General features: G+C 71.7%; 20 protein-coding genes. 10 read left to right on the top strand and 10 right to left on the bottom strand.

Features of this window, described 5'->3' with window-relative positions:
- Nucleotides 1-4: 4 nt before the first annotated feature.
- Nucleotides 5-931 carry a response regulator transcription factor gene (locus ASG53_RS14845; RefSeq protein WP_056136344.1) on the bottom strand — a complete coding sequence of 309 codons (927 nt, stop codon included), beginning with the start codon at nt 929-931 and terminating at the stop codon, nt 5-7.
- A gap of 70 nt (nt 932-1,001) precedes the next feature.
- Entirely contained in the window at nt 1,002-2,396 is a 1,395-nt protein-coding gene (locus ASG53_RS14840; protein WP_056135089.1) for a glycoside hydrolase family 6 protein, read from the bottom strand.
- A 112-nt stretch (nt 2,397-2,508) separates the two neighbouring features.
- On the opposite strand from ASG53_RS14840, the gene ASG53_RS14835 reads away from it, so the two are divergent.
- The gene (locus ASG53_RS14835) at nt 2,509-3,771 is read left to right on the top strand and encodes an MFS transporter (RefSeq protein ID WP_056135085.1); all 1,263 of its coding nucleotides are present in this window, start codon (nt 2,509-2,511) and stop codon (nt 3,769-3,771) included.
- A 275-nt stretch (nt 3,772-4,046) separates the two neighbouring features.
- Here ASG53_RS14835 and ASG53_RS14830 read toward each other — a convergent pair whose 3' ends face one another.
- Entirely contained in the window at nt 4,047-4,877 is an 831-nt protein-coding gene (locus tag ASG53_RS14830; protein WP_056135079.1) for a putative protein N(5)-glutamine methyltransferase, read from the bottom strand.
- Between the two features lie 167 nt (nt 4,878-5,044).
- On the opposite strand from ASG53_RS14830, the gene ASG53_RS14825 reads away from it, so the two are divergent.
- Both ASG53_RS14825 and ASG53_RS14820 read left to right on the top strand, forming a co-directional pair.
- On the top strand, nt 5,045-6,820 hold the full coding sequence (locus tag ASG53_RS14825; RefSeq protein WP_056135076.1) for a pyruvate dehydrogenase: 1,776 nt from the start codon (nt 5,045-5,047) through the stop codon (nt 6,818-6,820).
- A gap of 275 nt (nt 6,821-7,095) precedes the next feature.
- The gene (locus tag ASG53_RS14820; RefSeq protein WP_056135073.1) at nt 7,096-8,178 is read left to right on the top strand and encodes a phosphotransferase family protein; all 1,083 of its coding nucleotides are present in this window, start codon (nt 7,096-7,098) and stop codon (nt 8,176-8,178) included.
- A gap of 101 nt (nt 8,179-8,279) precedes the next feature.
- Here ASG53_RS14820 and ASG53_RS14815 read toward each other — a convergent pair whose 3' ends face one another.
- On the bottom strand, nt 8,280-9,701 hold the full coding sequence (locus tag ASG53_RS14815; RefSeq protein ID WP_056135070.1) for an MFS transporter: 1,422 nt from the start codon (nt 9,699-9,701) through the stop codon (nt 8,280-8,282).
- A gap of 77 nt (nt 9,702-9,778) precedes the next feature.
- Here ASG53_RS14815 and ASG53_RS14810 point away from each other — a divergent pair, with 77 nt between their 5' ends.
- Nucleotides 9,779-10,417 (top strand): TetR-like C-terminal domain-containing protein, encoded by a 639-nt coding sequence (locus ASG53_RS14810; protein ID WP_056135067.1) that lies wholly within the window; start codon nt 9,779-9,781, stop codon nt 10,415-10,417.
- A 137-nt stretch (nt 10,418-10,554) separates the two neighbouring features.
- On the opposite strand, the gene ASG53_RS14805 is transcribed toward ASG53_RS14810, so the two are convergent.
- Entirely contained in the window at nt 10,555-10,992 is a 438-nt protein-coding gene (locus ASG53_RS14805; RefSeq protein WP_200945512.1) for a DoxX family protein, read from the bottom strand.
- A 139-nt stretch (nt 10,993-11,131) separates the two neighbouring features.
- On the opposite strand from ASG53_RS14805, the gene ASG53_RS14800 reads away from it, so the two are divergent.
- From ASG53_RS14800 to ASG53_RS14790, 3 genes are all read left to right on the top strand, one after another.
- On the top strand, nt 11,132-11,632 hold the full coding sequence (locus tag ASG53_RS14800) for an NfeD family protein (protein WP_056135062.1): 501 nt from the start codon (nt 11,132-11,134) through the stop codon (nt 11,630-11,632).
- Nucleotides 11,633-11,738: 106 nt separating this feature from the next.
- Nucleotides 11,739-13,217 (top strand): flotillin family protein, encoded by a 1,479-nt coding sequence (locus tag ASG53_RS14795; RefSeq protein WP_056135061.1) that lies wholly within the window; start codon nt 11,739-11,741, stop codon nt 13,215-13,217.
- Between the two features lie 147 nt (nt 13,218-13,364).
- The gene (locus tag ASG53_RS14790) at nt 13,365-14,546 is read left to right on the top strand and encodes an alpha/beta hydrolase (protein WP_156382832.1); all 1,182 of its coding nucleotides are present in this window, start codon (nt 13,365-13,367) and stop codon (nt 14,544-14,546) included.
- On the opposite strand, the gene ASG53_RS14785 is transcribed toward ASG53_RS14790, so the two are convergent.
- Complete coding sequence (locus ASG53_RS14785; protein ID WP_235533956.1) at nt 14,503-15,513, bottom strand: EamA family transporter; 1,011 nt, start codon at nt 15,511-15,513, stop codon at nt 14,503-14,505. The two genes, ASG53_RS14790 and ASG53_RS14785, sit on opposite strands and share 44 nt — an antisense overlap.
- A gap of 231 nt (nt 15,514-15,744) precedes the next feature.
- On the opposite strand from ASG53_RS14785, the gene ASG53_RS20390 reads away from it, so the two are divergent.
- A complete protein-coding gene (locus ASG53_RS20390; protein ID WP_162246157.1) occupies nt 15,745-16,059 on the top strand; it encodes a DivIVA domain-containing protein in 315 nt (104 codons plus the stop codon).
- 131 nt (nt 16,060-16,190) lie between these two features.
- On the opposite strand, the gene ASG53_RS14775 is transcribed toward ASG53_RS20390, so the two are convergent.
- Nucleotides 16,191-16,814, bottom strand: coding sequence for a superoxide dismutase (locus ASG53_RS14775; protein ID WP_056135052.1), 624 nt, complete (start codon nt 16,812-16,814; stop codon nt 16,191-16,193).
- Nucleotides 16,815-16,994: 180 nt separating this feature from the next.
- Here ASG53_RS14775 and ASG53_RS14770 point away from each other — a divergent pair, with 180 nt between their 5' ends.
- On the top strand, nt 16,995-18,488 hold the full coding sequence (locus ASG53_RS14770) for an FAD-dependent oxidoreductase (protein WP_235533955.1): 1,494 nt from the start codon (nt 16,995-16,997) through the stop codon (nt 18,486-18,488).
- Here the strand turns inward: ASG53_RS14770 and ASG53_RS14765 are convergent.
- Nucleotides 18,390-19,484 carry a VIT1/CCC1 transporter family protein gene (locus ASG53_RS14765; RefSeq protein ID WP_056135049.1) on the bottom strand — a complete coding sequence of 365 codons (1,095 nt, stop codon included), beginning with the start codon at nt 19,482-19,484 and terminating at the stop codon, nt 18,390-18,392. The two genes, ASG53_RS14770 and ASG53_RS14765, sit on opposite strands and share 99 nt — an antisense overlap.
- A 157-nt stretch (nt 19,485-19,641) precedes the next feature.
- Here ASG53_RS14765 and ASG53_RS14760 point away from each other — a divergent pair, with 157 nt between their 5' ends.
- Complete coding sequence (locus tag ASG53_RS14760; protein ID WP_056135045.1) at nt 19,642-20,247, top strand: class I SAM-dependent methyltransferase; 606 nt, start codon at nt 19,642-19,644, stop codon at nt 20,245-20,247.
- Nucleotides 20,248-20,347: 100 nt separating this feature from the next.
- Here ASG53_RS14760 and ASG53_RS19595 read toward each other — a convergent pair whose 3' ends face one another.
- Nucleotides 20,348-20,518: a methionine/alanine import family NSS transporter small subunit gene (locus ASG53_RS19595; RefSeq protein WP_082544098.1), complete on the bottom strand. Its 171-nt coding sequence runs from the start codon at nt 20,516-20,518 to the stop codon at nt 20,348-20,350.
- Complete coding sequence (locus tag ASG53_RS14755; RefSeq protein WP_056135042.1) at nt 20,515-22,077, bottom strand: sodium-dependent transporter; 1,563 nt, start codon at nt 22,075-22,077, stop codon at nt 20,515-20,517. The genes ASG53_RS19595 and ASG53_RS14755 overlap by 4 nt, the downstream gene beginning before the upstream one ends.
- Nucleotides 22,078-22,274: the final 197 nt, after the last annotated feature.

Here is a 22,274-nt window from a genome sequence, read left to right as displayed (position 1 = left end):
GCCCTCAGCTCTCGTCGACCGAGGTGAGCCTGTAGCCGACCCCGCGCACGGTCTCGATCCAGCGTGGGGAGGTCGCGGTGTCGGTCAGCTTGCGACGCAGGTTGGCCATGTGGACCTCGATCGCCCGCTTGTCGGCCTCGCTCACGTAGTACGACGTCACGTAGCTCTCGCCGCGGAGCAGCAGGGCGAGGTCCGCCTTGCCGCGCACCCGCCGACCCGTCTCCATGAGGGCGGCGAGCAGGTCGAACTCGCTGCGGGTCAGCACGATCTCGTCCTGACCGTGACGCACCAGGCGCATGTCCGGGTTGAGGCGCAGCCCGCGGTGCACGAGCCAGCCCTCGCCCTCGTCGACGAGGTCGGCCGGCTCTGCGGCCGCGGGTGCGGGCGCGGTGCCACCTGGCTGCGTCGCGGCGGGCTCGACCAGCGAGGCAGGCGAACCCTCGGCCGGCAGGAGCGACGGGTCTGGGACTGCGGGCGCCGGGGCGGCGGGGGCCGCCGTGGTGGGGGCCGGCGCCTGGGCAGGCTGCCCTGCTGCGGGGTCGACCCCGACCACCCGGGGCCGTCGCAGCATCGCGTCGATGCGCGCACGGAGCTCGCGCGGCCTGAAGGGCTTGGTCAGGTAGTCGTCCGCCCCGGCGTCGAGGGCCTGGAGCGTGTCGATCTCCTCGCTGCGGGCCGAGACGATCACGAGGTAGGTCTGGCTGAACTGGCGGATGCGGCGCGCGGTCTCGAGACCGTCGATCCCGGGCATGCCCATGTCGAGGGTGGTGACGATCGGGTCGTAGGCCTTGACCGCCTGGACCCCGTCGAGACCGTTCCCCGTGGCGATCGTGTGGAAGCCGGCGTCGGAGAGCACAGCCTCGAGGAGGTGCCGGATGTCGGCGTCGTCCTCGATGATGACTGCGGTGCGGCGTTCCTCGTCCGGTGCCACGGTGCCTCCTTCGGTGAACCTCACGGTGCGCGCGCCCGACCAGACGTGTCGAGCGTGCTCCGAAGAAGGATCAGGCCCTGTCCTCGGCGACGAGGCTGAGTGCCCGGTCAACCCACCATTCTCCGGCAACGGGGCCTCCGCCGCACGTCCCGTCGCTCTCACCTGGAGGTTTCACCCACAGGTTGGCGTCGAGGCCCTCGGCCTCGAGGGTCATCGGTCGGGCACCCAGTGCGGCACCCGGAGGGTTGCACCACGTGCCGTCCGACCCGTTGCCGTTGCGCCCGGTGTCGACCACGAAGGGGGCTCCGTCGAGCTGGGCGCTCAGTCGCTGCGCGTAGGCGAGCTCGGAGGCGTCGTCGTTGTAGTTCGACACGTTCGTCGCGAAGCCGTGCACACCGGCGATCCCGGCCCGGCGCAGCAGGTCCGCGGTCTCCTGGACGGAGTGCCAGTTGGAGTGACCACCGTCGAGGTAGACCGTCGCCCCGGCGTCGGTGAGAGTCGCGCCCGCGGTGCTGACCAGGCTCAGGCGCCCCTCGACGTCGCCGCACTGCTCGGCGAGGGAGATGCTGTCCGGCTCGAGGATCACAGGGGTCCCGGTCCCGTCGAGGGCCGCGGCGATCTCGCGGACCCACACCTCGTAGCCCTCGACGGTCGTCCCGCCTGCGGAGAACTGCCCGCAGTCGCGGTCGGGAACTCCGTAGACGACGAAGAGCGGCAGCGTGTCCTGCGCAGCCGCGTCAGCCACGACCTGCGCGACGAACGGTCCGACCTCGCCGGCCGGGTACTTCTCGGGGGTGAGCCAGATCCCCGTCGGCTGGTCCGCGATGGTGAGGAAGGCGTCGCGCGTCGCGGAGTCGGTCGCGGAGTCGACGGCACGGATCGCCTGGGAGTCCGGGTCGACGTAGAGGTCGCGCCCCGCGAAGGGGTTGTCACCGTCGAGCAGACCGCTGCGGACGACGACCACGGCGGCGACGGCTACGACGACCACCAGCACGGCGAGGACGGTCAGCCAGCGGGAGGCACGCGAGCGGCGGCGGCGCGGCGGGCGAGGACCACGGGCCTCACGTCCGCGACGGCCTCTCCCGGAACCGTCGCTGGGACCGCCAGGTCCGCCTGCCTGCGCGCCGCCCCCGACGACCGTCGGGACGGAGGTGTCGGTGGGGGCTGCCAGGCCCGGCTGGACCGCTGTCCCAGCAGCCGCTGGAGCGGCCGGCTCCCCGGCCTGGCCCGACCTGACAGACGGGAGCACCTCAGCGGTTCCCCGCGTCGTAGGCACCTCCGCGGAGGACCCTGCGCGGATCACGTAGTCGCTCGCCGGCCGCGCCTCGGGTGCGTCGGTGCGCCCACCACGGACCGGGAGCACCTCGGGTTCTTCAGGGCTCTCGTCGGCGGGCACGCGGATGACGTAGCGGGGGTCGCGCGGCCCCAGCGGGGCGTCGGGCTCGTCGCTGCTCGTGCGTGCCATGCGAAGCCCTCCCGAGCTCGTCCGTCAGACTCGGGTCAGCCTACGCGCCAGACCACGGGGACGACGGTCGAGGAACCGCTCGCGCGCCGTCCCAGATGAGAGACTGGGAGACGTGCCAGACGAACCCGGGACGACCCCCGAACCAGCCCCCGCGAAGGCCTCGCGGAACCCCTACGGAGCGCTCCTCGCGATCCCCGGCACTAAGCAGTTCTCCGGGTCGGGCGCCCTCGCCCGCCTCCCCATGTCGATGGTGGGCATCGGCATCGTCCTGATGATCCAGCAGACGACAGGCTCCTACGGGCTGGCCGGCCGGGTGAGCGCCGCGTACATCGTCGCGCAGGCGATCTGCTCGCCGCAGATCGCCAAGCTCGTCGACCGCAAGGGCCAGGCCCGGGTCATGCGGCCGATGTTCGTCGTCACCTCGCTCTCGCTCCTCGGGCTCATCCTCTCGACAGCCCTCGGCGCGCCCGAGGCCTTCCTCTACCTCTTCGCGGTGCTGACGGGGGCGTCGGTCGGCTCGGTCGGCTCGATGGTCCGGGCCCGCTGGTCGAACCTGCTCGCCGACCCGCGCAAGCTGCACAGCGCGTACTCCTTCGAGTCGGCCGTCGACGAGCTGTGCTTCGTCGTCGGACCGATGCTCGCCACCATCCTCGCGACCTCCGTGGCCCCGACCGCCGGGCTGATCGTCCCGCTCGTCGCCGTGGTCGTCGGCGGCTTCTGGTTCTTGTCGCTGCGCGAGACCGAGCCGCCGGTGTCGATCCCTGTCGAGGGTGTGAAGAACCGCTCCGTCCTGCTCAACGGCGGCATGCTCGCCGTCATCGCCGTGTTCATCGGCATGGGCGCGGTGTTCGGTGCGACAGACGTCGCGACCATCGCCTTCGCCAAGGAGGCCGGACACGAGGCCATGGCCGGCGTCATCCTCGGGGTGTTCGCGGCCGGCTCGCTGATCTCCGGTCTGCTCTACGGCGCCAAGCACTGGCTCTCACCCCTGTGGAAGCGCTTCGCCGTCGGCATGCTCGCCCTCGCCGTCGGCGTGACGCTGTTCTTCTTCGTCACGTCGCTGCCGATCCTCGCCGCGGTGATGTTCGTCGCCGGCTTCGCGATCTCGCCCACCCTCATCAACGGCAACAACCTCGTCCAGCTGCTCGTGCCGCCCTCCCAGCTCACCGAGGGGCTGACCTGGGTCGGCACCGCCCTCGGCGTCGGCGTCTCGGTCGGGACGTCGGTCGCGGGCGCCCGGATCGACGAGGCGGGGTCGCACGCCGGTTTCACGGTGGTCGTGGTCGCCGCCGGGATCGCCGTCCTCGTCATGCTCGCCTCGCTGACGACCCTGCGCTCGCGGACCGCTGGGTCGACGGTCACCGAGGGGCACTGAAGGGCACTGGGCGGCGCTGAAGAGTAACGAGGAGTGCCGAAGGCGCTGACCTGGGGTCTCGGGTGAAACTCGAGGGTCCCCCGCCGGCTCCACCAGGTCGCCTCACCACCCACGAGGTCGCCTGGACACGCCAGATCGACCCGTCCTGGTGCACGTCTTGTCGTGTCTGGGCGACCTTGCGGGTAGACGTGCGACCTCGCGGGTGAGCGTGCGACCTCGGGGAGGGCATCGCCGGTGGGAGGGGGCAGGTCAGGAGAAGAGCAGTCGCGCCGGGGTCAGCGACCGGCGACGACGACCGTCGCGTCGGCCTCGTCGGACCGCACGACGCGTGCTGCCAGGCCCGCGGCCGTGAGCAGCGCGGCGGTCGCGGGTGCCTGCCGCTCGCTGGTCTCGACGAGGACGTGCCCTCCCCCGGACAACCACCCTGCGGCGTCGCGGGCGACGCGGCGCTGGATCTCGAGACCGTCCGTACCGCCGTCGAGCGCGACCAGGTGCTCGTGGAGGCGAGCCTCCGGGGGCATGAGGGCGACGGCGTCGGTCGGGACGTAGGGGGCGTTGACGACGAGCAGGTCGACCCTGCCGCGCAGACCCACGGGCAGCGCGGAGAAGAGGTCGCCCTCGTAGACCGATCCCCGCGAACCCAGGTTGCCGCGAGCGCAGCTGACAGCCGCCGGGTCGACGTCTGAGGCGTGCAGCTCGACGCCGGGCACGGCGGCAGCGACCGCGAGGCCGACGGCGCCGGTCCCGCAGCACAGGTCGACGACCACGCTCTGGGCGTCCGCGAGCGCAGCGGCCTGCTCGACGAGCAGCCGGGTGCGCTGGCGCGGGACGAAGACCCCCGGGGCGACGGTGACCCGTACCCCGGCGAGCTCGGCCCACCCGAGGATCAGCTCGAGGGGTTCACCGGCGACCCGGCGCCGGACCAGCGCGTCGAGCGATGCACCCGCTGCGGCAGCCTCGAGCAGCAACCGGGCCTCGTCCTCCGCGAAGACGCAGCCCGCGGCCCGCAGGGCTGCCACGGTGCTGGCGGTGCTGGCGGGGCTGGCGGTGCCGTGGGTGCTTTCGGTGCTGGCAGTGCTGTCGGGCTCTTCTCGCGCAGCGCTCATCACCCTCAGTGTGCCGCACCGGCCGTGTGTGGTGGACGAGACATCCCTGATGTCCGGCTCTGCCGTGCGAGCAGCCACGAACCGGAGCAGGGTGGAGGGGAGCGGGACGCCTCCGCCAGACCCACGTGGGGCTCCCGGACACCCGTCGCCCACCGGAGGTACCCATCGTGGCCAAGTCGAAGACCCGCGGCACGACAGTCGCAGACCTGCTCGTCGCCCAGATCGTCGAGGCAGGTGCCAAGCGCATCTACGGGATCGTGGGCGACAGCCTCAACCCCGTGGTCGACGCCGTGCGCCGCGCCGCGAAGGAGGGCGTCGACATCGAGTGGGTGCACGTGCGCCACGAAGAGGCCGCGGCCTTCGCTGCGGCCGCCGAGGCGGAGGTCACCGGGAACCTTGCGGTCTGCGCGGGCTCGTGCGGGCCGGGCAACCTGCACCTCATCAACGGTCTCTACGACGCCAACCGCTCGAAGGTCCCGGTCCTCGCGATCGCGAGCCACATCCCGAGCAAGCAGATCGGCACGAGCTTCTTCCAGGAGACCCACCCGGACCGACTCTTCAACGAGTGCTCGGTGTACTCCGAGATGATCTCGTCGGCCAAGCAGGCGCCGCGGGTCATCAACTCCGCGATCCACCACGCCTACGGCGCCCCGGGTGTCGCGGTCCTGACCATCCCGGGGGACGTCGCCGACTTCGACGCCCCGGCGGCCGTCTCCGACGTCTCGACCCGCCCGCCCAAGCCGCGCGTCATCCCGGCCGACGAGTCGCTGCGCGAGCTGGCCGAGGCGATCGACGAGGCCAAGAAGGTGACGATCTTCGCGGGGGTCGGGGTGCGCGGGGCGCACGACGACGTCATCGCGCTGGCCGACAAGATCGCTGCGCCGATCGGTCACTCGCTGCGCGGCAAGGAGTGGATCCAGTACGACAACCCCTTCGACGTGGGCATGTCCGGTCTGCTCGGCTACGGCTCCTGCTACGACGCGACCCAGGAGGCCGACCTGCTGATCCTGCTGGGCACGGACTTCCCCTACGACCAGTTCTTGCCGGAGTCCGTGCGCACGGTCCAGGTGGACATCGACCCGAAGAACCTCGGACGCCGCACCCGCCTCGACCTCGCGGTGGTCGGTGATGTGGGCGAGACGGTCCGGGCGCTCCTGCCGATGGTCAAGCCCGCGCGGTCGCGGCGCTTCCTCGACTCCATGGTCAAGAAGCACGAGAAGGCCATGAACGGTGTGGTCGGTGCGTACTCGGGCGGCAAGAAGGCTGAGTCCATGACGCCGATCCACCCCGAGTACGTGGCGGACGTCCTCGACCAGGAGGCGGCGGAGGACGCTGTCTTCACGGTCGACACCGGCATGTGCAACGTGTGGGCCGCCCGCTACATCAGCCCGAACGGCAAGCGCCGCGTGATCGGGTCCTTCCTGCACGGGTCGATGGCCAACGCGATGCCGCACGCGATCGGTGTCGCCGCGTCGCAGCCGGGCCGTCAGGTCGTCGCGATGTCGGGCGACGGCGGGCTGGCGATGCTGCTCGGCGAGCTCGTGACGATCAAGCACTACGACCTCCCGGTCAAGATCGTGCTCTTCGACAACGCGACGCTCGGCATGGTGCGCCTCGAGATGCTCGTCGACGGGCTCCCGGCCTTCGGGACCGACTCCCCGGTCGTCGACTACGCGGCCGTCGCGCGGGCCGTCGGCATCCCCGCGGTCCGGGTCGAAGACCCGAAGGACCTGCGCAAGGCGCTGCGCGGGGCGCTCGACCGTCCGGGGCCGGCGCTGATCGACGTGGTGACCGACCCGCACGCGCTGTCGATCCCGCCGACCATCACCGCAGGCCAGGTGCGCGGCTTCGCTGCCGCGATGAGCAAAGAGGTGCTCGGCGGCGGCCTGGGCGAGGTCGTCTCGATGGCCCGCTCCAACCTCCGCAACGTGCCGCGACCCTGAGGTCAGGGGCAGTGCTGCGGCGGGATCAGCGCAGCACTGCCCACCACCTACCGGCACGAGGTCTGGCCGCGGTCCCCTACGCTCGGCGTACCAGCAGCCCTAGAGCATCGACCAGGAGAAACACCAAAGGCCCGCCGTAGCGGGCCTTGGCCGAACTCGTAACGAGGGAACCTGTCCTCGCTTTCGAGATGGAGCCTACAAGCACGGGCGGCAGGCTGGACACCCCCGGACCTCCGGCGCTGGTCTGCAGGTCAGCGCGGTGCCAGGATGGTCCGGTGCCTACCGAGCCCACGCCTGCCGCGACCCTGCCCCACGCCGTCATCCCGGAGGCCGCGCGTCCGCCGGCAGTCCTGCCGACCGACGCGGACGGGGTCGTCGGGGCGCTCGCCGCGGTCGTCGCGCCGCTCGTGGCCGAGCTCGGCGAGGTCGTGGCGACGGACAAGCTCGACGGCGGGATGTTCGCCACCACCTACAGGATCACCTTCGCCGGGGGTGAGAAGGTCGTCGCGAAGATGGCCCCCACGGCCGTCGAGAAGCTCATGACCTACGAGAAGGACATCCTCTCGACGGAGGCGGCTGTGTACAGGCTCGCCGCCGAGCACCCTGACCTGCTCATGCCGCAGGTGCTGCTCTTCGACACCTCGCACGAGCACGTCGCCTCCGACGTCCTGGTGGCCTCGTACCTCGACGGTGTCCCGTGGCACACGCTCACCGACCTCACGTCCGAGCAGCGCCTGGAGGTCGAGGGTCGGCTCGGTGCGTACACGACCCGGCTGCACGCCGTCACGGGTGACGCCTTCGGGTACCCGGCGTCGCCGTCCCTCCAGGCACCGACCTGGCGCGAGGCCTTCGGACGCATGGTCTCAGGTGTCCTCGACGACGCCGCGACCTGGGGAGTCGACCTCCCCGTGGGTCGCATGACCGAGGCCCTCGAGCGGCACGGGCACGAGCTCGACGTGGTGCGGACGCCGACACTCGTGCACACCGACCTGTGGGAGGGGAACATCTTCCTCGACCCCGACACCCTGGAGATCGTCGGGGTCATCGACACCGAGCGCGCGATCTTCGCCGACCCGCTCTACGAGCTCGTCGGCGCGAGCCAGTTCGGCGACGGCGGTGCCCCCGCGCCGATCGCCGCGGGGTACGTGGCGGCCGGCGGGCACCTGGACACCTCGGAGTCGCTCGCCTCCGGCAACCTCACCTCGGACGACGTCCGCATCCTGCTGTACCGCTGCTACATGTACTCGATCCTGCTCGTCGAGCCCGCGCCGCGCGGCTACGAGGGCGAGTGGGTCGAGACCAACCGCATCACGCTGCTGGCCAAGCTGGGCACGACCCTCGACCTGCTGCTCGGCTGAGACTCCGCGCTGTCCGGAGCCCGACGGCGAGCGGGCCCACCAGCCTCGTCGAACCCTCCGCGGGTCGTGGAGAACCAGGGCCCGCTCGGCCCTCACCTGGCTCACGACGCACCAGACCGGCGTCCCCGCCTCTCGTCCAGGCGCCCCGCGAGCACGGCACCCACGAGGCCGAGCGCGGCGGTCAGACCGAAGACCGCGAGGAATGCCGGAGTCGTGGTCCCGAGCCCGGCGACGAGCGCGCCGCCGACCCCGGCGACGACAGCCGTCGCGAGCGTCTGGGCGAGCTGCAGGCTCGCGCTGATGCTGCCCGCTGAGCCCGCCGGTGTCACCGCCATGGTCGCGGCTGTCGCGGCGTTGAACGCCACCCCCATGCCGACACCGGCGATCGTCCAGCCGACGACGGCCCAGCCCGGCCAGGCACCCGGGAGCGCGACGGCGAGCCCCATGACGACCTCGCCGGCCAGGAGCGCGAGCAGCCCGACCCGGGCCGACCGGGCCCGGGTACCCGGGCGTGCGGCGTCGAGCCGAGCCTGGACGAAGGAGCCTGCCGTCCAGGCGAGCGCACCGGCCGCGAGACCGAGCCCCGCGAGCGTGACGTCGAGGCCGTGGACGCTCGTGAGACCGAGCGGGAGGAAGGCCTCCGAGCCGAAGTACACGCCGCACAGGATGAACCTGATGACGATGCCTGCTGGTGCCCCACGACGAGCCGAGAGCGTCCCGGTCGGCACGATGCGTCGCAGCGCGACGACGCTGCCGACCAGTCCTGCGACGACGAGGACGACGAGCACCGGGAGGGCGTCGACCTCGAGGCCGAGCAGGAGGGCACCTGTCGCCACGGCGAGCAGGATCGAGAACCAGACGGGTGCGGGGACCCGCCGACCGGCACGCGGCGTCGGGGCCGACGTCCGGCGTGCGCCAGGGAGCACGAGGGGCAGCAGGAGCAGGGGGACCGGTGCGATGGCCCAGAAGACGACGCGCCAGTCGAGGAGGTCCGTGACCACACCCGCGAAGACCGGGCCCAGGAGCGACGGGATCGTCCAGGCCGAGGAGAGGAAGGCGAACATCACGGCCTGCAGGCGCGCCGGGTAGGCGATACCGACGAGGCTGTACGCGTAGGCCATGATCGCCCCCACGCCGAGCCCCTGGAGCGCGCGGGCGGCGACGAAGACGCCCCACCCCGGGGCGAGCCCGGCGAGCAGGCAGCCGGCGGCGAAGACGAGGCTGCCGACCAGGACAGACCGCGCCGGTCCTCGCCGGTCGATGTCGGTCCCAGCCACGACGGTGCCGACGATGTTGGCGAGCATGAGCGCGGAGAGCCCCCAGCCGTAGCCCGACAGGCCACCGAGCTCCTCGGCCACGGCGGGCAGGATCGTCGCGACACCGAGCGACTCGAAGGCCACAGCCCCGACGCTCGCGAGGATGCCCACGGTGAATCCGCGCAGCCGTGGGGAGAAGACTCCCCCGGGGTCGGGATCAGCTCCTGCCGCGCCCGTGGCCAGCTGCTTCGTCGCGTCCTGCGTCATACCCGCTCCTCTGACATACCCGCTCCTTGGTTTATGTTCCACGGCGGAACGGAATGAATCTACGATAGGGTTGCACGATGGCGCAAGCAGAGCAGGGCAGGGCAGCCGGGCCGACCAGGGCAGCACAAGGCCGCCCCCGTGACACGACCATCGACGCGCGGGCGACTGCGGCCGTCGTCGAGCTGCTCAGCACGCTCCCCTACAGCGCACTGACGCTCGAGGGCGTCGCGACGGCCGCGGGGACGAGCAAGCCAGCGCTGCGTCGGCGCTGGAAGAGCCTGCCGGGGGTGGTCGTCCACACCTTCATCTCGGTCCTGGGCACGACACCGACCCCCGACACCGGGTGCGTCCACTGCGACCTGGTGCACGGCATCACGAACCTCGCCGAGGTCTTCGAGGACTCCCCCATCACCCGAGCCCTGCCCGGTCTGCTGTCAGACCTCGAGGCAGACCCGGGGCTGCGGGCGGACTTCTTGCGGGACTACTTCGAGGCGCGTCGCGCGACCTCTCGCACGGTCCTCGAGCACGCGGTCGAGCGCGGCGAGATCCAGGAGGGGCTCGACATGGAGCTCGCCCTCGACCTTCTCGCCGCGCCGCTCTACTACAGGGCCTTCTTCGGCCACCAGCCGATAGACGCCGGGCTCGCCGAGAGGACCGTGCTGAGCGTCCTCAACGGCATCGCGACACCCGAGTGGCGTCGACACCACGAGCCGTAGGCCGAACCCCTCCCGGGAGCCGGGCCCAGGCGCCTCCTGCAGGCCGGGCCTCGGCCCCACCCGCAGGCCTCCCGACTGAGCAGGCCTCGCGGACGCCCCGGGGAGAGCCGTGGACGGCGTGCGCCCGGGACCGGCGATCAGCCGCGGCGCCACGCCCTCCACGCGCCCGTCGACCACAGCGCCCAGAGCACGAGGAGCGGCTGGAACAGCAGGCGCCCGGCGCGCTTCTGGTCGGAGTCGAGACCGAAGGCGTCGGTGTGCGTGACGAGCTGGGAGATGTTGCCAGGGAAGATCGCGACGAAGAACGCCGCGACGATCCACCCGACCGGGACCTTCTTGTGCGGGAGCACGAGCAGCGCCCCGCCGAGTGAGATCTCGACGACGCCCGAGACGAGGACGACGGCGTCTTCGGACAGCGGCACCCACCCGGGGACCTGCGCCCGGAACTCTTCACGCGCGACGGTGAGGTGCGTGATCCCAGCGAAGAGCAGGAACGCGCCGAGAGCCAGCCGCCCGACCGTCCGCGGGGTCGAGGTGGGGCTGTCGGCGAGCCGTGAGGCGAGGTCGTGATCCATCCCCCAAGTCTCGTCCGCGCAGATGTCACCGCAAGCCGGAGTGGGATTTCTCTCCCTGTGAATATCCTCTGAAATACCTGCGGATAAGGTATCGTGATGGCAAAGAAATAGTCTCGGCACTGACGACGAGAGGTGACGCATGCTGGCATTCATCATCATCGGGGCGGTCGGCCTCGCGCTGCTCGTCCTCTCGATGCTCCTCGGTGAGCTCTTCGACCTCGGGGACGGGCTGGTCTCCGGCACCTCCCTCGGCGTCGGCGGCGTCGTGTTCGGCGCCCTCGGGGCGATCGCCACCACCAACGACCTCCCTCCGTGGACCACCTACGCAGGCTCGGCCGTCGTCGCGATCGCCGTGATGCTCTTCGTCAGGCGCGTGATCCGCGGGCTGGCGAGCTCCGAGGACGGGGTCGCCCGCGACCTCGTCGGCATGCAGGGCGCCGTGACCTCGACCATCACCGGCGGCCACGGAGAGGTCTCGCTCGACGCCGAGCTCGAGCGCCGTCTCGCGTGGGCCGACCAGGTGATCACCGAGGGCACCCGGATCGTCGTCCTCGACGAGGCTGCCGGCCGTGTCCGCGTCACCCCGTACTGGCCCACGCACGGCTCGACCGAGCCGCGCCGCTGGCCGCAGTCCACCTGACCTCTCGCGCACCGGACGCCCCTCGCGGGCGACCCGGCGCCGCGACCCACCGCCCGGTCCAGCCCACCTCACGGAAGGAGCCACCCCTGCCCGGGGTGCACCCCTCATGACAGACCAGACGATCACCGTCATCGCCGTCGTGGCACTGGTCATCGCGTTCTTCGCGGTGCTCATCTTCATCGCCAACCGGATCCGCCGCGTCCCGCCGAACGAGGCCCTCATCATCGTGGGTCGCGGCGCAGGCAAGAAGGCCTCCGCCGAGGAGGGCGGGCAGCGCGTCATCGTCGGCGGACGCGTGTTCGTCTGGCCGATCCTCCAGCAGGGCTTCTCGATCTCCCTCGAGCAGCGCCAGATCGGCATCACCGTCGAGGGTGTCGACAAGAACCGCATCAAGATCGCCATCAAGGCGTCGATCAACTTCAAGGTCCGCGGCGACGAAGAAGGCGTCCGCCGGGCCGGGCAGCGGTTCCTCTCCCAGCAGGGCACGCTCACCGAGATCATCAAGGAGTCCCTCGAGGGCTCGCTCCGGTCGATCGTCGGCGACATGACGATCGAGCAGATCATCTCCGACCGCAAGGGCCTGTCCGACCGCGTCGTCGACTCGACCAAGCTCGACCTCGCCGAGCAGGGCCTCCAGGTCGACCTGCTCAACATCTCCGACATCTCGACGCCCGGATCTGACTACCTCGCGAACCTCGGTCGTGCCGAGAACGCCCGTGCCCGTCAGGTCGCCGAGATCTCCGAGGCCGAGGCACAGCGTGCGTCCGACTTCGCCGCGATCGAGGCGCAGGAGCAGGTCGCCGAGCGCCGCAAGGCCTTCGAGCTCAAGCAGGCCACCATCAAGGCGCAGACCGACAAGGCCAACGCCGAGGCGAACGCCGCCGGTCAGCTGGCCCGCGCCGAGCAGGACCGCCTCGTCGCGACGCAGCAGCGCGACGCTCTCGCCGAGCAGGCGAAGGTGACCGAGGAAGAGCTCGACATCTCCGTCCGCAAGCCCGCCGAGGCTGACGCCTACGCGTCCGTCCAGCGCGCCAACGCCGAGCGTGACGCCGCGAACGCGGCCACCGAGGCAGACGCGTACAAGCGCACCACGATCGCCCAGGCCAACAAGACCGCGGCGATCCAGGACGCCGAGGCCAACGCCGAGGCCGTCCGCCGCACAGGTGAGGCCGAGCGTGACCGCCAGGTCGCCCTCGCGGCCGGTATCCGCGCCGAGGGTGAGGCCCGCGCGGCCGCGACCGAGGCCGAAGGTCGCGCCGAGGCCGCATCCCTCGACGCCAAGGCCGAGGCCCTCAAGAAGTACGGCGAGGCCGCTCTCGTCCAGGAGCTCATCGAGCGCCTGCCCGAGATCGTCCGTGCCGCCGCGGAGCCCATCGGCAACATCCAGGGCATGACCGTCATCTCGACCGACGGCGCCTCCGCGATCACCAAGAACGTCGCCTCGGTCCTCGGCGAGGGGCAGGGCGTCATCAAGCAGCTCACAGGCCTGGACCTCACCGAGATCCTCTCCAGCCTCACGGGGACCAGCGGCTCGGTACCGGCCGCAGCGGCGCCTGCTGCTGCGTCGGCGCCGACCGCGCCGTGACACCCCGGGCTGCGTGACCAGGGGTCGGTGACGCAGGCCGGAGCCTGACACGAGCCGGCCACCCGATCCTGGGTGGTCGGCTCGTCGCCGTCCACAGGACCGTCGGCGCACCACCTCCGCTGGGCAGTGCTGCGGCACACTGGTCCTGTGCCCTCCGACACCAGCCCCGCCGCAGCGGTCAGCAGCGCCCGTCGCCCTGGTCGCGCCCGTCGTCTCGAGCGGCTCAGCCGGGCTGGTCGGTTCAGCACAGCTGGTCGGTCCAGCCAGCTCAGCCGGGCCGGTCGTCCCGGTCGGCTCGACCGGCCCGGTGTCCGGGCCCTCGGCTGGTCCGCCGGGATCCTCGGCGCCGCCGCCGCGGTCACCGCGCTCGCCCTGACGCAGCGCGTCCGGGCTCGAGCACTCGTGGTCCGCGCGGCCTTCGACCGCGGGTCGCGGGCGACCACGACCGCGCTGCTGCCCTTCGCTCCTGCACCGGGCGCGGTCACCATCCAGGCCAGTCTGCGCTACAGGCCAGACGACCCCGACGCGCTCTTCGACCTGTATGCCCCAGCAGGACGCGGCGACGAGCCGCTGCCTACGGTCGTCTGGGTGCACGGCGGCGGCTGGCTCTCCGGAGCCCGCGCCGGGCTCGCGACCTGGGCGCAGATCCTCGCCGACCGCGGCTTCACGGTCGTGGTCCCGGGCTACACCCTCGCCCCCGCGGCACCCTATCCGCAGCAGCTCCAGCAGGTGCTCGACGCACTCACCCACCTGCGCGCCTCGCCGCCACCCGGTGTCGACCCCGCGCGACTGTTCTTCGCCGGAGACTCCGCAGGCGCGAGCCTGGTCGCCCAGGTCGCGACAGTCGTGACCCACCCGGCCTACGGTGAGACGGTCGGTGTGTCGTGCGACCTGCCGCCCGACGCCGTCGCAGGGCTCCTGCTGTGCTGCGGGCCCTACGACCTCAGTCTGATCTCCGGCGCGCGCGGGCTGCTCGGCTGGGCGTCGACGACCATCGGCTGGGCATACCTGGGCACGAGGGCCTTCGCCGCAGACCCGCGCAGTGCGACCCTCAGCCTCGTCGACCACGTCTACCCAGGCTTCCCGCCCACCTACCTGACCGGCGGCAACGGCGACCCCCTGACCCGCGGAGCCCGGGTCTACGCCGAGCGGCTCGCCGCCGCCGGCACGCACGTGGAGACGCTGTTCTTCGACGAGGACTACACCGAGCGCGGCGAGCCGCTCGGCCACGAGTACCAGTTCGACCTCCGGCTCGCGGCCGCGCGGCGTGCCCTCGACGAGATGGTCAGCTTCGTGACGCGCCGCTCGGCGGAGCCGGCTCAGGGCTGACCGTCTGCGCAGGAGCAGGCAGGCTCGTGGGGGGAACCGCGGGGACGACTCCGGGGACCACCCCTGCTGCGGGAGGCGCCTGGTCGGCGCCCAGCTCAGCAGCCCGACGACCGGCGAGCCAGATGACCACGGCCCCCGACCCCACGACGAGCACGATCCCGAGGACGACCCCTGCGGTCAGCGTCTGACCGAGCGCGACGGCGCCGACGAGCGCACCCATCACCGGGTCGACCGCGAAGAGCGTGCCGACCACCCGCACCGAGGTGATCCGGACGGCGAGGAAGTCGAGGCTGAAGGCCACGACCACCCCGAGGACCGCCGAGAGAGCGAGGACGCCCCATCCCCCGCCGTCGACCCGCGGGGCGGCGTGCACCGAGAACGGCGAGAGCAGGACCGCGCCGACCAGGACCGACAGCGCGAGCCCGTCCAGACCGTCGGTGTCACCGCCGACCCGCCCGGCGAGCACCGTGTACCCGCCGAAGGCGATCGCCGCCCCGAGGCCGAAGACGAGACCGAGCAGCGTGAGCCCGCCGCCGGGGCTGCTCACCAGCAGCACGCCGACGAGGGTGAGAGCCGGGAGCAGCAGCTCACGCCGCCGGGTGGTCGCCACGGCCGCGACGGTCAGCGGCCCGAGGAACTCGAGCGTCACCGCGATACCGAGCGGCAGGTGCGCGACGGCGTTGTAGAAGAGGACGTTCATCGCGGCCATCGCGACGCCGTAGAGGACGATCCCGGTCCAGGCGCGCCGCGACCGACCGCGCACCGAGGGCCGGACGAGGACGAGCAGCACGACGGCGGCGACAGCCATCCGCAGCCCGCTGACCCCGAGGGGCCCGACGGTGTCGAAGAGGTCGGAGGCGACGGCCGCCGAGAGCTGGATGCTGAGCGACCCGACCAGCACGAACAGACCGCCGAGGAGCGGTGCGAGGTGCGGGTGGGCAGCACGAAGAGGACGAGCGAGTGTCATGAGTGGTCCAGAGGTGAGCGTGCCGGCACGGCCGGCGAGGAGCGGTGGTCAGCGGAGACGCTGTCCGACCAGGCGTGGTGCCAGGTCAGGCAGACGTGCGACGACGCTCGACGGACGGTCCTCTGCGAGGCGCGCACCCGTAGCTGCTCATGGGATCCATGGAGGGAGGATATCTCGCCGACGGGCCAGGTCCGGCGAGCGTCTCACCACGGGGATGACTACCGTATGGCCATGACGACGTCACACGATGTGCTCGAGTCGCGGTTCCACCCGACCAGGTTGCGCCCGGGCTACTCGGTCGACGAGGTCGACGACTTCCTCGACAGGTGCCGCGCCACGCTCGACCACTACGAGACGGGCGGCACCGCTGCGGCGGTCAGCCTGACGAAGACGTCGGGGACCGGCGGTCTGCTGACCGCCGCAGAGGTGCGCACGGTGACGTTCCCGACCACCCGCTGGCGCGAGGGCTACGCCATGGAAGAGGTCGACGACCTGCTGGACCAGGTCGACAGCGCGCTCGTCCGCTGGGAGACCGTCGCGCGCTGACACGTCCTCACGGCGGCGCCACGTCCTTGCCGCGGCGCCAGGTCCTCGCGCCGGCCGCGCGCAGACCGGACCTGCGCGCAGCGACGCTCTCGGCTCCGCACAGCCCCCGCGCACCGATCATCACGCCAGAGTCAGGCGGGCAGCAGGAGCGTCCCCGCAGCACGGGCCCGTGCCAGGCGCGCAGCGACGTCTGACCAGTCGACGATCGTCCAGAAGGCTGCCACGTAGTCGGCGCGCACGTTCTGGTAGTCGAGGTAGTACGCGTGCTCCCACACGTCGAGCATCAGCAGCGGGACGACGCCTGCGGGCAGGTTGCCCTGCTGGTCGTAGAGCTGGACGATGATCGGCCTGGAGCCGAGGGCGTCCCACGCGAGGACAGACCAGCCCGAGCCCTGGACACCGAGGGCGACGGCCGTGAAGTGCGCCTTGAAGGCCTCGAGGGAGCCGAACTCCTCGTCTAGCGTCGTCGCAAGGTCACCCTCGGGACCGCCGTCGGCACCGGGTGCGAGGTTGGTCCAGAAGATCGAGTGGTTGACGTGGCCACCGAGGTTGAAGGCCAGGTCCTTCTCGAGCTTGTTGACGTTCCCGAGGTTCCCCGTGGCGCGCGCCTCCGCGAGCTGCTCGAGGGCGGTGTTCGCGCCGGTGACGTAGGCCTGGTGGTGCTTGCTGTGGTGCAGCTCCATGATCCGGCCGCTGATGGCGGGCTCGAGAGCGGAGTAGTCGTAGGCGAGGTCAGGCAGCGTGTACAGGGGCATGGAGGGTTCCTCTCGTAGGCGGAGCCGCCACGCTATGACCTCAACTGCGCTTGAGGTCAAGCACGGGATCCGCAAGAGGGCAGGCCCGGCCCGAGCCGGTCCGGGCCGCGCACCTTGACCTCAACCGAGGTCGAGGTCCTAGCGTCACGTCGACCTCGTCCTCGACCCTGGGAGCTCTCCGTGCTCGACACCGCACCACGCCTGCCCGTCCCGCAGCACCGCAGCCTGCACGTCGCCGTGGTCGGCGCCGGCCCGGCCGGGATCTACGCGACAGACATGCTCCGGACGCAGGCCCCCGGGACCAGAGTCGACCTCTTCGAGAGGCTGCCCGCCCCCTACGGGCTGGTCCGCTACGGGGTCGCACCCGACCACCCGGCGATCAAGAGGATCGTCGACTCGCTCCACGTCATGCTCGACGGGTCGGACGTCAGGGTCTACGGCGGGGTGCACGTCGGCGTCGACATCACGCTCGACAGGCTGGCCGCCCACTACGACGCCGTCGTCGTCGCGACGGGGGCGGACACCGACGCCGTCCTCGACGTCCCCGGGGTCGACCTGCCCGGCTCCTTCGGGGCTGCGGACTTCGTCTCCTGGTACGACGGTCACCCCGACGCCCCGCCGACCTGGCCGCTGACCGCGCAGGAGATCGCCGTGATCGGTGCCGGCAACGTCGCGCTCGACCTCGTGCGCATGCTGGTCAAGCACCCCGACGACCTGCTGAGCACGGACATCCACGACGCGGCCCTCGACGCGCTGCGGACCAACCAGGCCCGCACCGTGCACCTCTTCGCGCGGCGCGGTCCCGCAGACACCCGGTTCTCGGCCAAAGAGCTCCGCGAGCTGGGCCAGCAGACCGGCGTCGAGGTCGTCGTCGACCCGGCAGACGTCGCCCTCGACGCGCACGCCGAGCGGGTCATGGCGCAGAGCGCGCAGCGCCGGCTCACGGCGGAGACGCTCGTCGGCTGGTCGCGCCAGACGCCCGACCCGGACGCCGCTCGCCGCATCCACATCCACCTCTTCGAGGCCCCGAGCGAGATCCTCGGCGCAGACCGCGTCGAGGCCTTCCGCACCGAGCGCACGGTCCCCGACGGCCTGGGGCACGTGACGGGCTCGGGCACGTACCGGACGTACCCCGTCCAGGCCGTCTACCGCGCCGTCGGGTACCGCAGCACCCCCGTCGACGGGCTGCCCTTCGACCTGGAGAAGAACGTCGTGCCGAGCCTCGCGGGCCGGGTGATCGACGAGCAGGGCCGTCCGGTCCCCGGCAGGTACGTCACCGGGTGGGTCCGCCGAGGACCCGTCGGGCTCATCGGCTCGACCCGGTCCGACGCCGCGCAGACCGTCGCCTCGCTCCTCGCGGACCACGCGACCAGCGGTCCCTGCGCGCACCGGGACCCTGCCGTCGTCGAGGGGCTGCTGCGTGCTCGTGGCGTCACACCGGTCGACTGGGCCGGCTGGCTCCGCATCGACACGGCCGAGCGAGCGGCAGGGGCGGCTGCCGGTCGGGACCGGGTCAAGATCTCCACCTGGTCAGGGCTCACCGAGGCGGCCGAGACCACCGCCCCGGACGGACGGTCAGCCGACGGTGGCCCCGAAGAGCAGACCGAGGGCGTAGGTCGCCGCGGCGGCGCCGAAGCCGATCGCGAGCTGGCGCAGCGCGCGGCGGACCGGTGACGCGCCGGAGAGCACCCCGACCGTCGCCCCCGTGAAGCACAGCGCGACACCGACGAGGACCGAGCCCACGGCGATGGCGGCGAGCCCTTCCATGCCGACGAGGTAGGGCAGCACGGGGATGAGCGCGCCCGAGGCGAAGAAGCAGAAGCTCGAGGCCGCGGCCCCGAGGGCCGTGCCGATCTCCTCGTGGGCGTCCGACTCGCTCGCCGGCGCGATCTCTCGGGAGCCTACGGCTGAGGCGAGCACGGCGTCGGCCCGCGCCTGGGCCTCGCCCGCGTCCAGCCCGCGCGCCCTGTAGACGAGGGCGAGCTCGTTGGCATCGACGTCGAGGTGCCCGAGCGCGGCCGAGGCCGCGGGGCTGGGGTCGGAGGCGGCGAGCAGCTCGCGCTGAGAGCTGACCGACACGTACTCGCCGGCCGCCATCGAGAGGGCCCCGGCGAGCAGGCCGGCGAGCCCGGTGACGAGGATCGTCTGCGGGGCGACGCCCGAGGCCCCGACGCCGAGGATGAGCGCGAGGTTCGAGACCAGCCCGTCGTTCGCGCCGAAGACCGCCGCACGGAAGGTGCCGGAGATCCGCGTGCGCCCACGCGTCGCGAGACCGCGGACGACCTCGCCGTGGATCCGCTCGTCGGCGGCCATCGCGGCGGTCGCGTCGACGTCGGCGTCGTAGGCCGAGCGCGACTCGGCCTGCTGGGCGAGGGCTAGCACGAAGACTCCTCCGAAGCGGCGCGCGAGCACCGCGAGGAACCGGGTGCGCCACTGGCCGCGGAGCGGACGTCCGGCGTCGTCGCCGAGCAGCTCGAGCCAGTGCGTCTCGTGCCGCTGCTCGGCCTCGGCGAGGGCCACGAGGATCTCGCGCTCTTCGCCGGAGCGTCGCGCCGCGAGCTCGCGGTACACAGCCGCCTCCGCGCGCTCGTCGGCCAGGTAGCGGCGCCAGCGACGGACGTCGCGCGGCGTGCGTGCGCGGTCGCTGGCGGGGGTGGGGTCGGTCGTCATGGTGACAGTGTGCCGCGACCGCGCGGATCTGGACTTCGCAGGCCCGAAGCCTCGTGCGCGGGTGCCCGGACCCGGGTCAGACAGAGGTCCCGACGCCGGCCCTCCCCACGGCGATAGGGTCGACTCGTCCTGCACCCTCGTCGAAAGGTCGTCACCGATGCGCACACCGTCCCTCTGGGAGGACATGGTCGCCCAGCGTCCCGAGCACTCCGTCTGGTACGCGACCCGGATGCGCACGATGGCCGCCGAGGGCGCAGACCTCGCCGGCGAGGCGCGCTTCGTCGACGCCATGGTGCCGCGCGGCGCACGGATCCTCGACGCGGGCTGCGGCCCGGGACGCGTCGCAGCAGCTCTGACAGCCGTCGGGCACACCGCCGTCGGCGTCGACGTCGACCCCGTGCTGATCGAGGCCGCCCGTGAGGACCACCCTGACGGCACCTGGGTGGTCGGCGACCTCGCCGAGCTCGACCTCGCCGCCCACGAGATCACCGACCCCTTCGACGTGATCGTCTGCGCGGGCAACGTCATGACCTTCCTCGGGCACGGGACGCACACCTCCGCACTCGAGCGCATGCGCGCGCACCTCGCGCCCGAGGGTCGGATCGCCGTGGGCTTCGGGACGTCCCGCGGCTACGAGCCCGAGGCCTTCTTCGCCGACGTCGAGGCGGCCGGTCTGCGCACCGACGTGCGCTTCTCGACCTGGGACCTGCGCCCGTACGCCGACGGGTCCGACTTCCTCGTCGCGATCCTCAGCGCCGCCTGACGCCTGACCGCCCTGCTCGCTCGCGGACGCCGACGAGCGGGCACGGCGGTCAACCGGCAGACCGGCACACGCCCGTCCGCCTCTGTCGTGCGCCAGAGACTCAGCGCCTCCCGGCCGGACCGGACCCGTCGCCCGCGAGCGGCTGGTCGGTCTCCGGCTCGTCGTCGTCGGGGTCGACAGGAGCCCTGCGGAGGTTGAGGATCGCCAGCGCGAGCCCTCCCCAGACGACGGTGAGCGCGAGGACGAGCACGACGATCGCCGTGGGGGTCATGAGCGGTCTCCACTCTTGGTGAGGCCGCCGGAGGGCAGCGGGGGCCAGGGGACGAAGTCGTCAGGGTCCTTGACCCACCGGATCCTGGTCATGATCACGGCGAAGACGACCATGAACGCGACAGCGCCCCAGCCGAAGACGAGCCGGAACCAGAGCGGGTAGCCCTCGTAGCCGTCGGTGATCAGCGTCCACACACCCGAGACGAGCATGTAGCCGAGGACCAGCGGTACCAGGACGCCCACGACGTACTGCCACCACGGGCCGACGCGGGTCGACGAGACCTGGTTGAGGTGCCACCGGAGCTGAGGCAGCATCCGCAGGCGCCACGCGACCAGGATGGTCATGACGACGGCCGAGGTGATGACACCGACCTCGTTGGCCCACTTGTCGAAGGCGTCCAGCACGTAGAGAGCCGTGGTGGTCGAGAACAGGACTGTCGAGACCACGGCGGCGACGGCGCCGACGCGCAGCGCGGCCTGCTTGGCGTCCCAGCCGAACTTCTCCTGGAACGCGGCCGAGACCACCTGCAGGAGGGACAGCAGGGACGTGAGGCCCGCGACGGTCAGCGACAGGAAGAACAGCACCCCGAAGAACCCGCCGCCCGGCATGGCGGAGATGATCTGCGGGAAGGTGCTGAACGAGAGCGTCGGCCCGGTGAGACCCTCGAGCTCGGACACCTCGATGCCCTGCTGGTGGGCCATGAAGCCGAGGGTCGCGAAGACGCCGATCCCGGCGAGGATCTCGAAGGACGAGTTGGAGAAGGCCACGACCAGCCCGGAGGAGGTGAGGTTCGACCGTCGCTTGAGGTAGGAGGAGTACGTGATCATGATGCCGAAGGCGATCGAGAGCGAGAAGAAGATCTGCGCGACGGCCGCCACCCACACCCCGGGGTGAAGCAGCGCCGACCAGTCCGGGGTGAAGAGGGCGTCGAGGCCCTCGGCCGCGCCGTCGAGGAAGAGCGCGCGCACGACGAGCGCCGCGAAGAGGACGACGAGCATCGGCAAGAAGATGATGTTGGAGCGCTCGAGGCCCTTCTGCACGCCGAGCGCGAGCACGACCAGCACGACCACCCACACGCCGATGAGCGGCCAGAGGACACCCGGGACGACGTCGAGGCTGATCCCCGGCTCGTCAGCCACCCGCAGGAAGTCGCGCGTGAAGAAGGTCGCGGCGTCGTCGCCCCAGGTCTGGCGGACCGAGAACCAGACGAAGCTCAACGACCACGCGATGATCACCGTGTAGTACAAGATGATGACGATCGAGATGCCCACCTGGAACCATCCGAGAGACTCGGCACGCCGGGTCACCCTGCGGAAGACCGTCGGCGCCGAGCCACGGAACCTGTGCCCGAGCGAGTAGTCGAGCAGCAGCACCGGGATGCCGATGACCAGCAGCGCGATCACGTACGGGACGAGGAAGGCGCCGCCGCCGTTCTCGTACGCGACACCGGGGAACCTCCAGATGTTCCCGAGACCGACTGCCGAGCCGATCGCCGCGATGATGAACCCGGTCTGTCCGGACCACTGCTCGCGTTCTGTCGAGGCCTTCACGCGTGCCATACCGGGTCTCCGATCGAGGGGGTGAGCTCAGAACCTGGTACAGCCTAAGAGCGGTCGGCCGGGACCGCACCTGAGTCCAGCATGTGTCGAAGTCGGACTTGTCGGTCTCTGACCTGCGCTGATGCTCTCAGCCAGGCTCGGCTCGGCCAGGCTCAACCAGGCTCGGCTCGGCCAGGCTCAACCAGGCTCGGCTCGGC

Source organism: Sanguibacter sp. Leaf3 (genome assembly GCF_001425965.1).
In the GTDB taxonomy this organism is placed as follows: Bacteria; Actinomycetota; Actinomycetes; order Actinomycetales; family Cellulomonadaceae; genus Sanguibacter; species Sanguibacter inulinus.
The sequence above is the reverse complement of the archived record's forward strand: the minus strand, read 5'-3'. Positions and strand labels throughout refer to the sequence as shown.

Coding starts and splice junctions, on each gene's coding strand:
- ASG53_RS14840 (WP_056135089.1), bottom strand. CDS start 2,396: ATGGCACGCACGAGCAGCGACGAGCCCGACGCCCCGCTGGGGCCGCGC.
- ASG53_RS14830 (WP_056135079.1), bottom strand. CDS start 4,877: ATGAGCGCTGCGCGAGAAGAGCCCGACAGCACTGCCAGCACCGAAAGC.
- ASG53_RS14815 (WP_056135070.1), bottom strand. CDS start 9,701: ATGACGCAGGACGCGACGAAGCAGCTGGCCACGGGCGCGGCAGGAGCT.
- ASG53_RS14810 (WP_056135067.1), top strand. CDS start 9,779: ATGGCGCAAGCAGAGCAGGGCAGGGCAGCCGGGCCGACCAGGGCAGCA.
- ASG53_RS14805 (WP_200945512.1), bottom strand. CDS start 10,992: ATGGATCACGACCTCGCCTCACGGCTCGCCGACAGCCCCACCTCGACC.
- ASG53_RS14800 (WP_056135062.1), top strand. CDS start 11,132: ATGCTGGCATTCATCATCATCGGGGCGGTCGGCCTCGCGCTGCTCGTC.
- ASG53_RS14795 (WP_056135061.1), top strand. CDS start 11,739: ATGACAGACCAGACGATCACCGTCATCGCCGTCGTGGCACTGGTCATC.
- ASG53_RS14785 (WP_235533956.1), bottom strand. CDS start 15,513: ATGACACTCGCTCGTCCTCTTCGTGCTGCCCACCCGCACCTCGCACCG.
- ASG53_RS20390 (WP_162246157.1), top strand. CDS start 15,745: ATGACGACGTCACACGATGTGCTCGAGTCGCGGTTCCACCCGACCAGG.
- ASG53_RS14775 (WP_056135052.1), bottom strand. CDS start 16,814: ATGCCCCTGTACACGCTGCCTGACCTCGCCTACGACTACTCCGCTCTC.
- ASG53_RS14765 (WP_056135049.1), bottom strand. CDS start 19,484: ATGACGACCGACCCCACCCCCGCCAGCGACCGCGCACGCACGCCGCGC.
- ASG53_RS14760 (WP_056135045.1), top strand. CDS start 19,642: ATGCGCACACCGTCCCTCTGGGAGGACATGGTCGCCCAGCGTCCCGAG.
- ASG53_RS19595 (WP_082544098.1), bottom strand. CDS start 20,518: ATGACCCCCACGGCGATCGTCGTGCTCGTCCTCGCGCTCACCGTCGTC.
- ASG53_RS14755 (WP_056135042.1), bottom strand. CDS start 22,077: ATGGCACGCGTGAAGGCCTCGACAGAACGCGAGCAGTGGTCCGGACAG.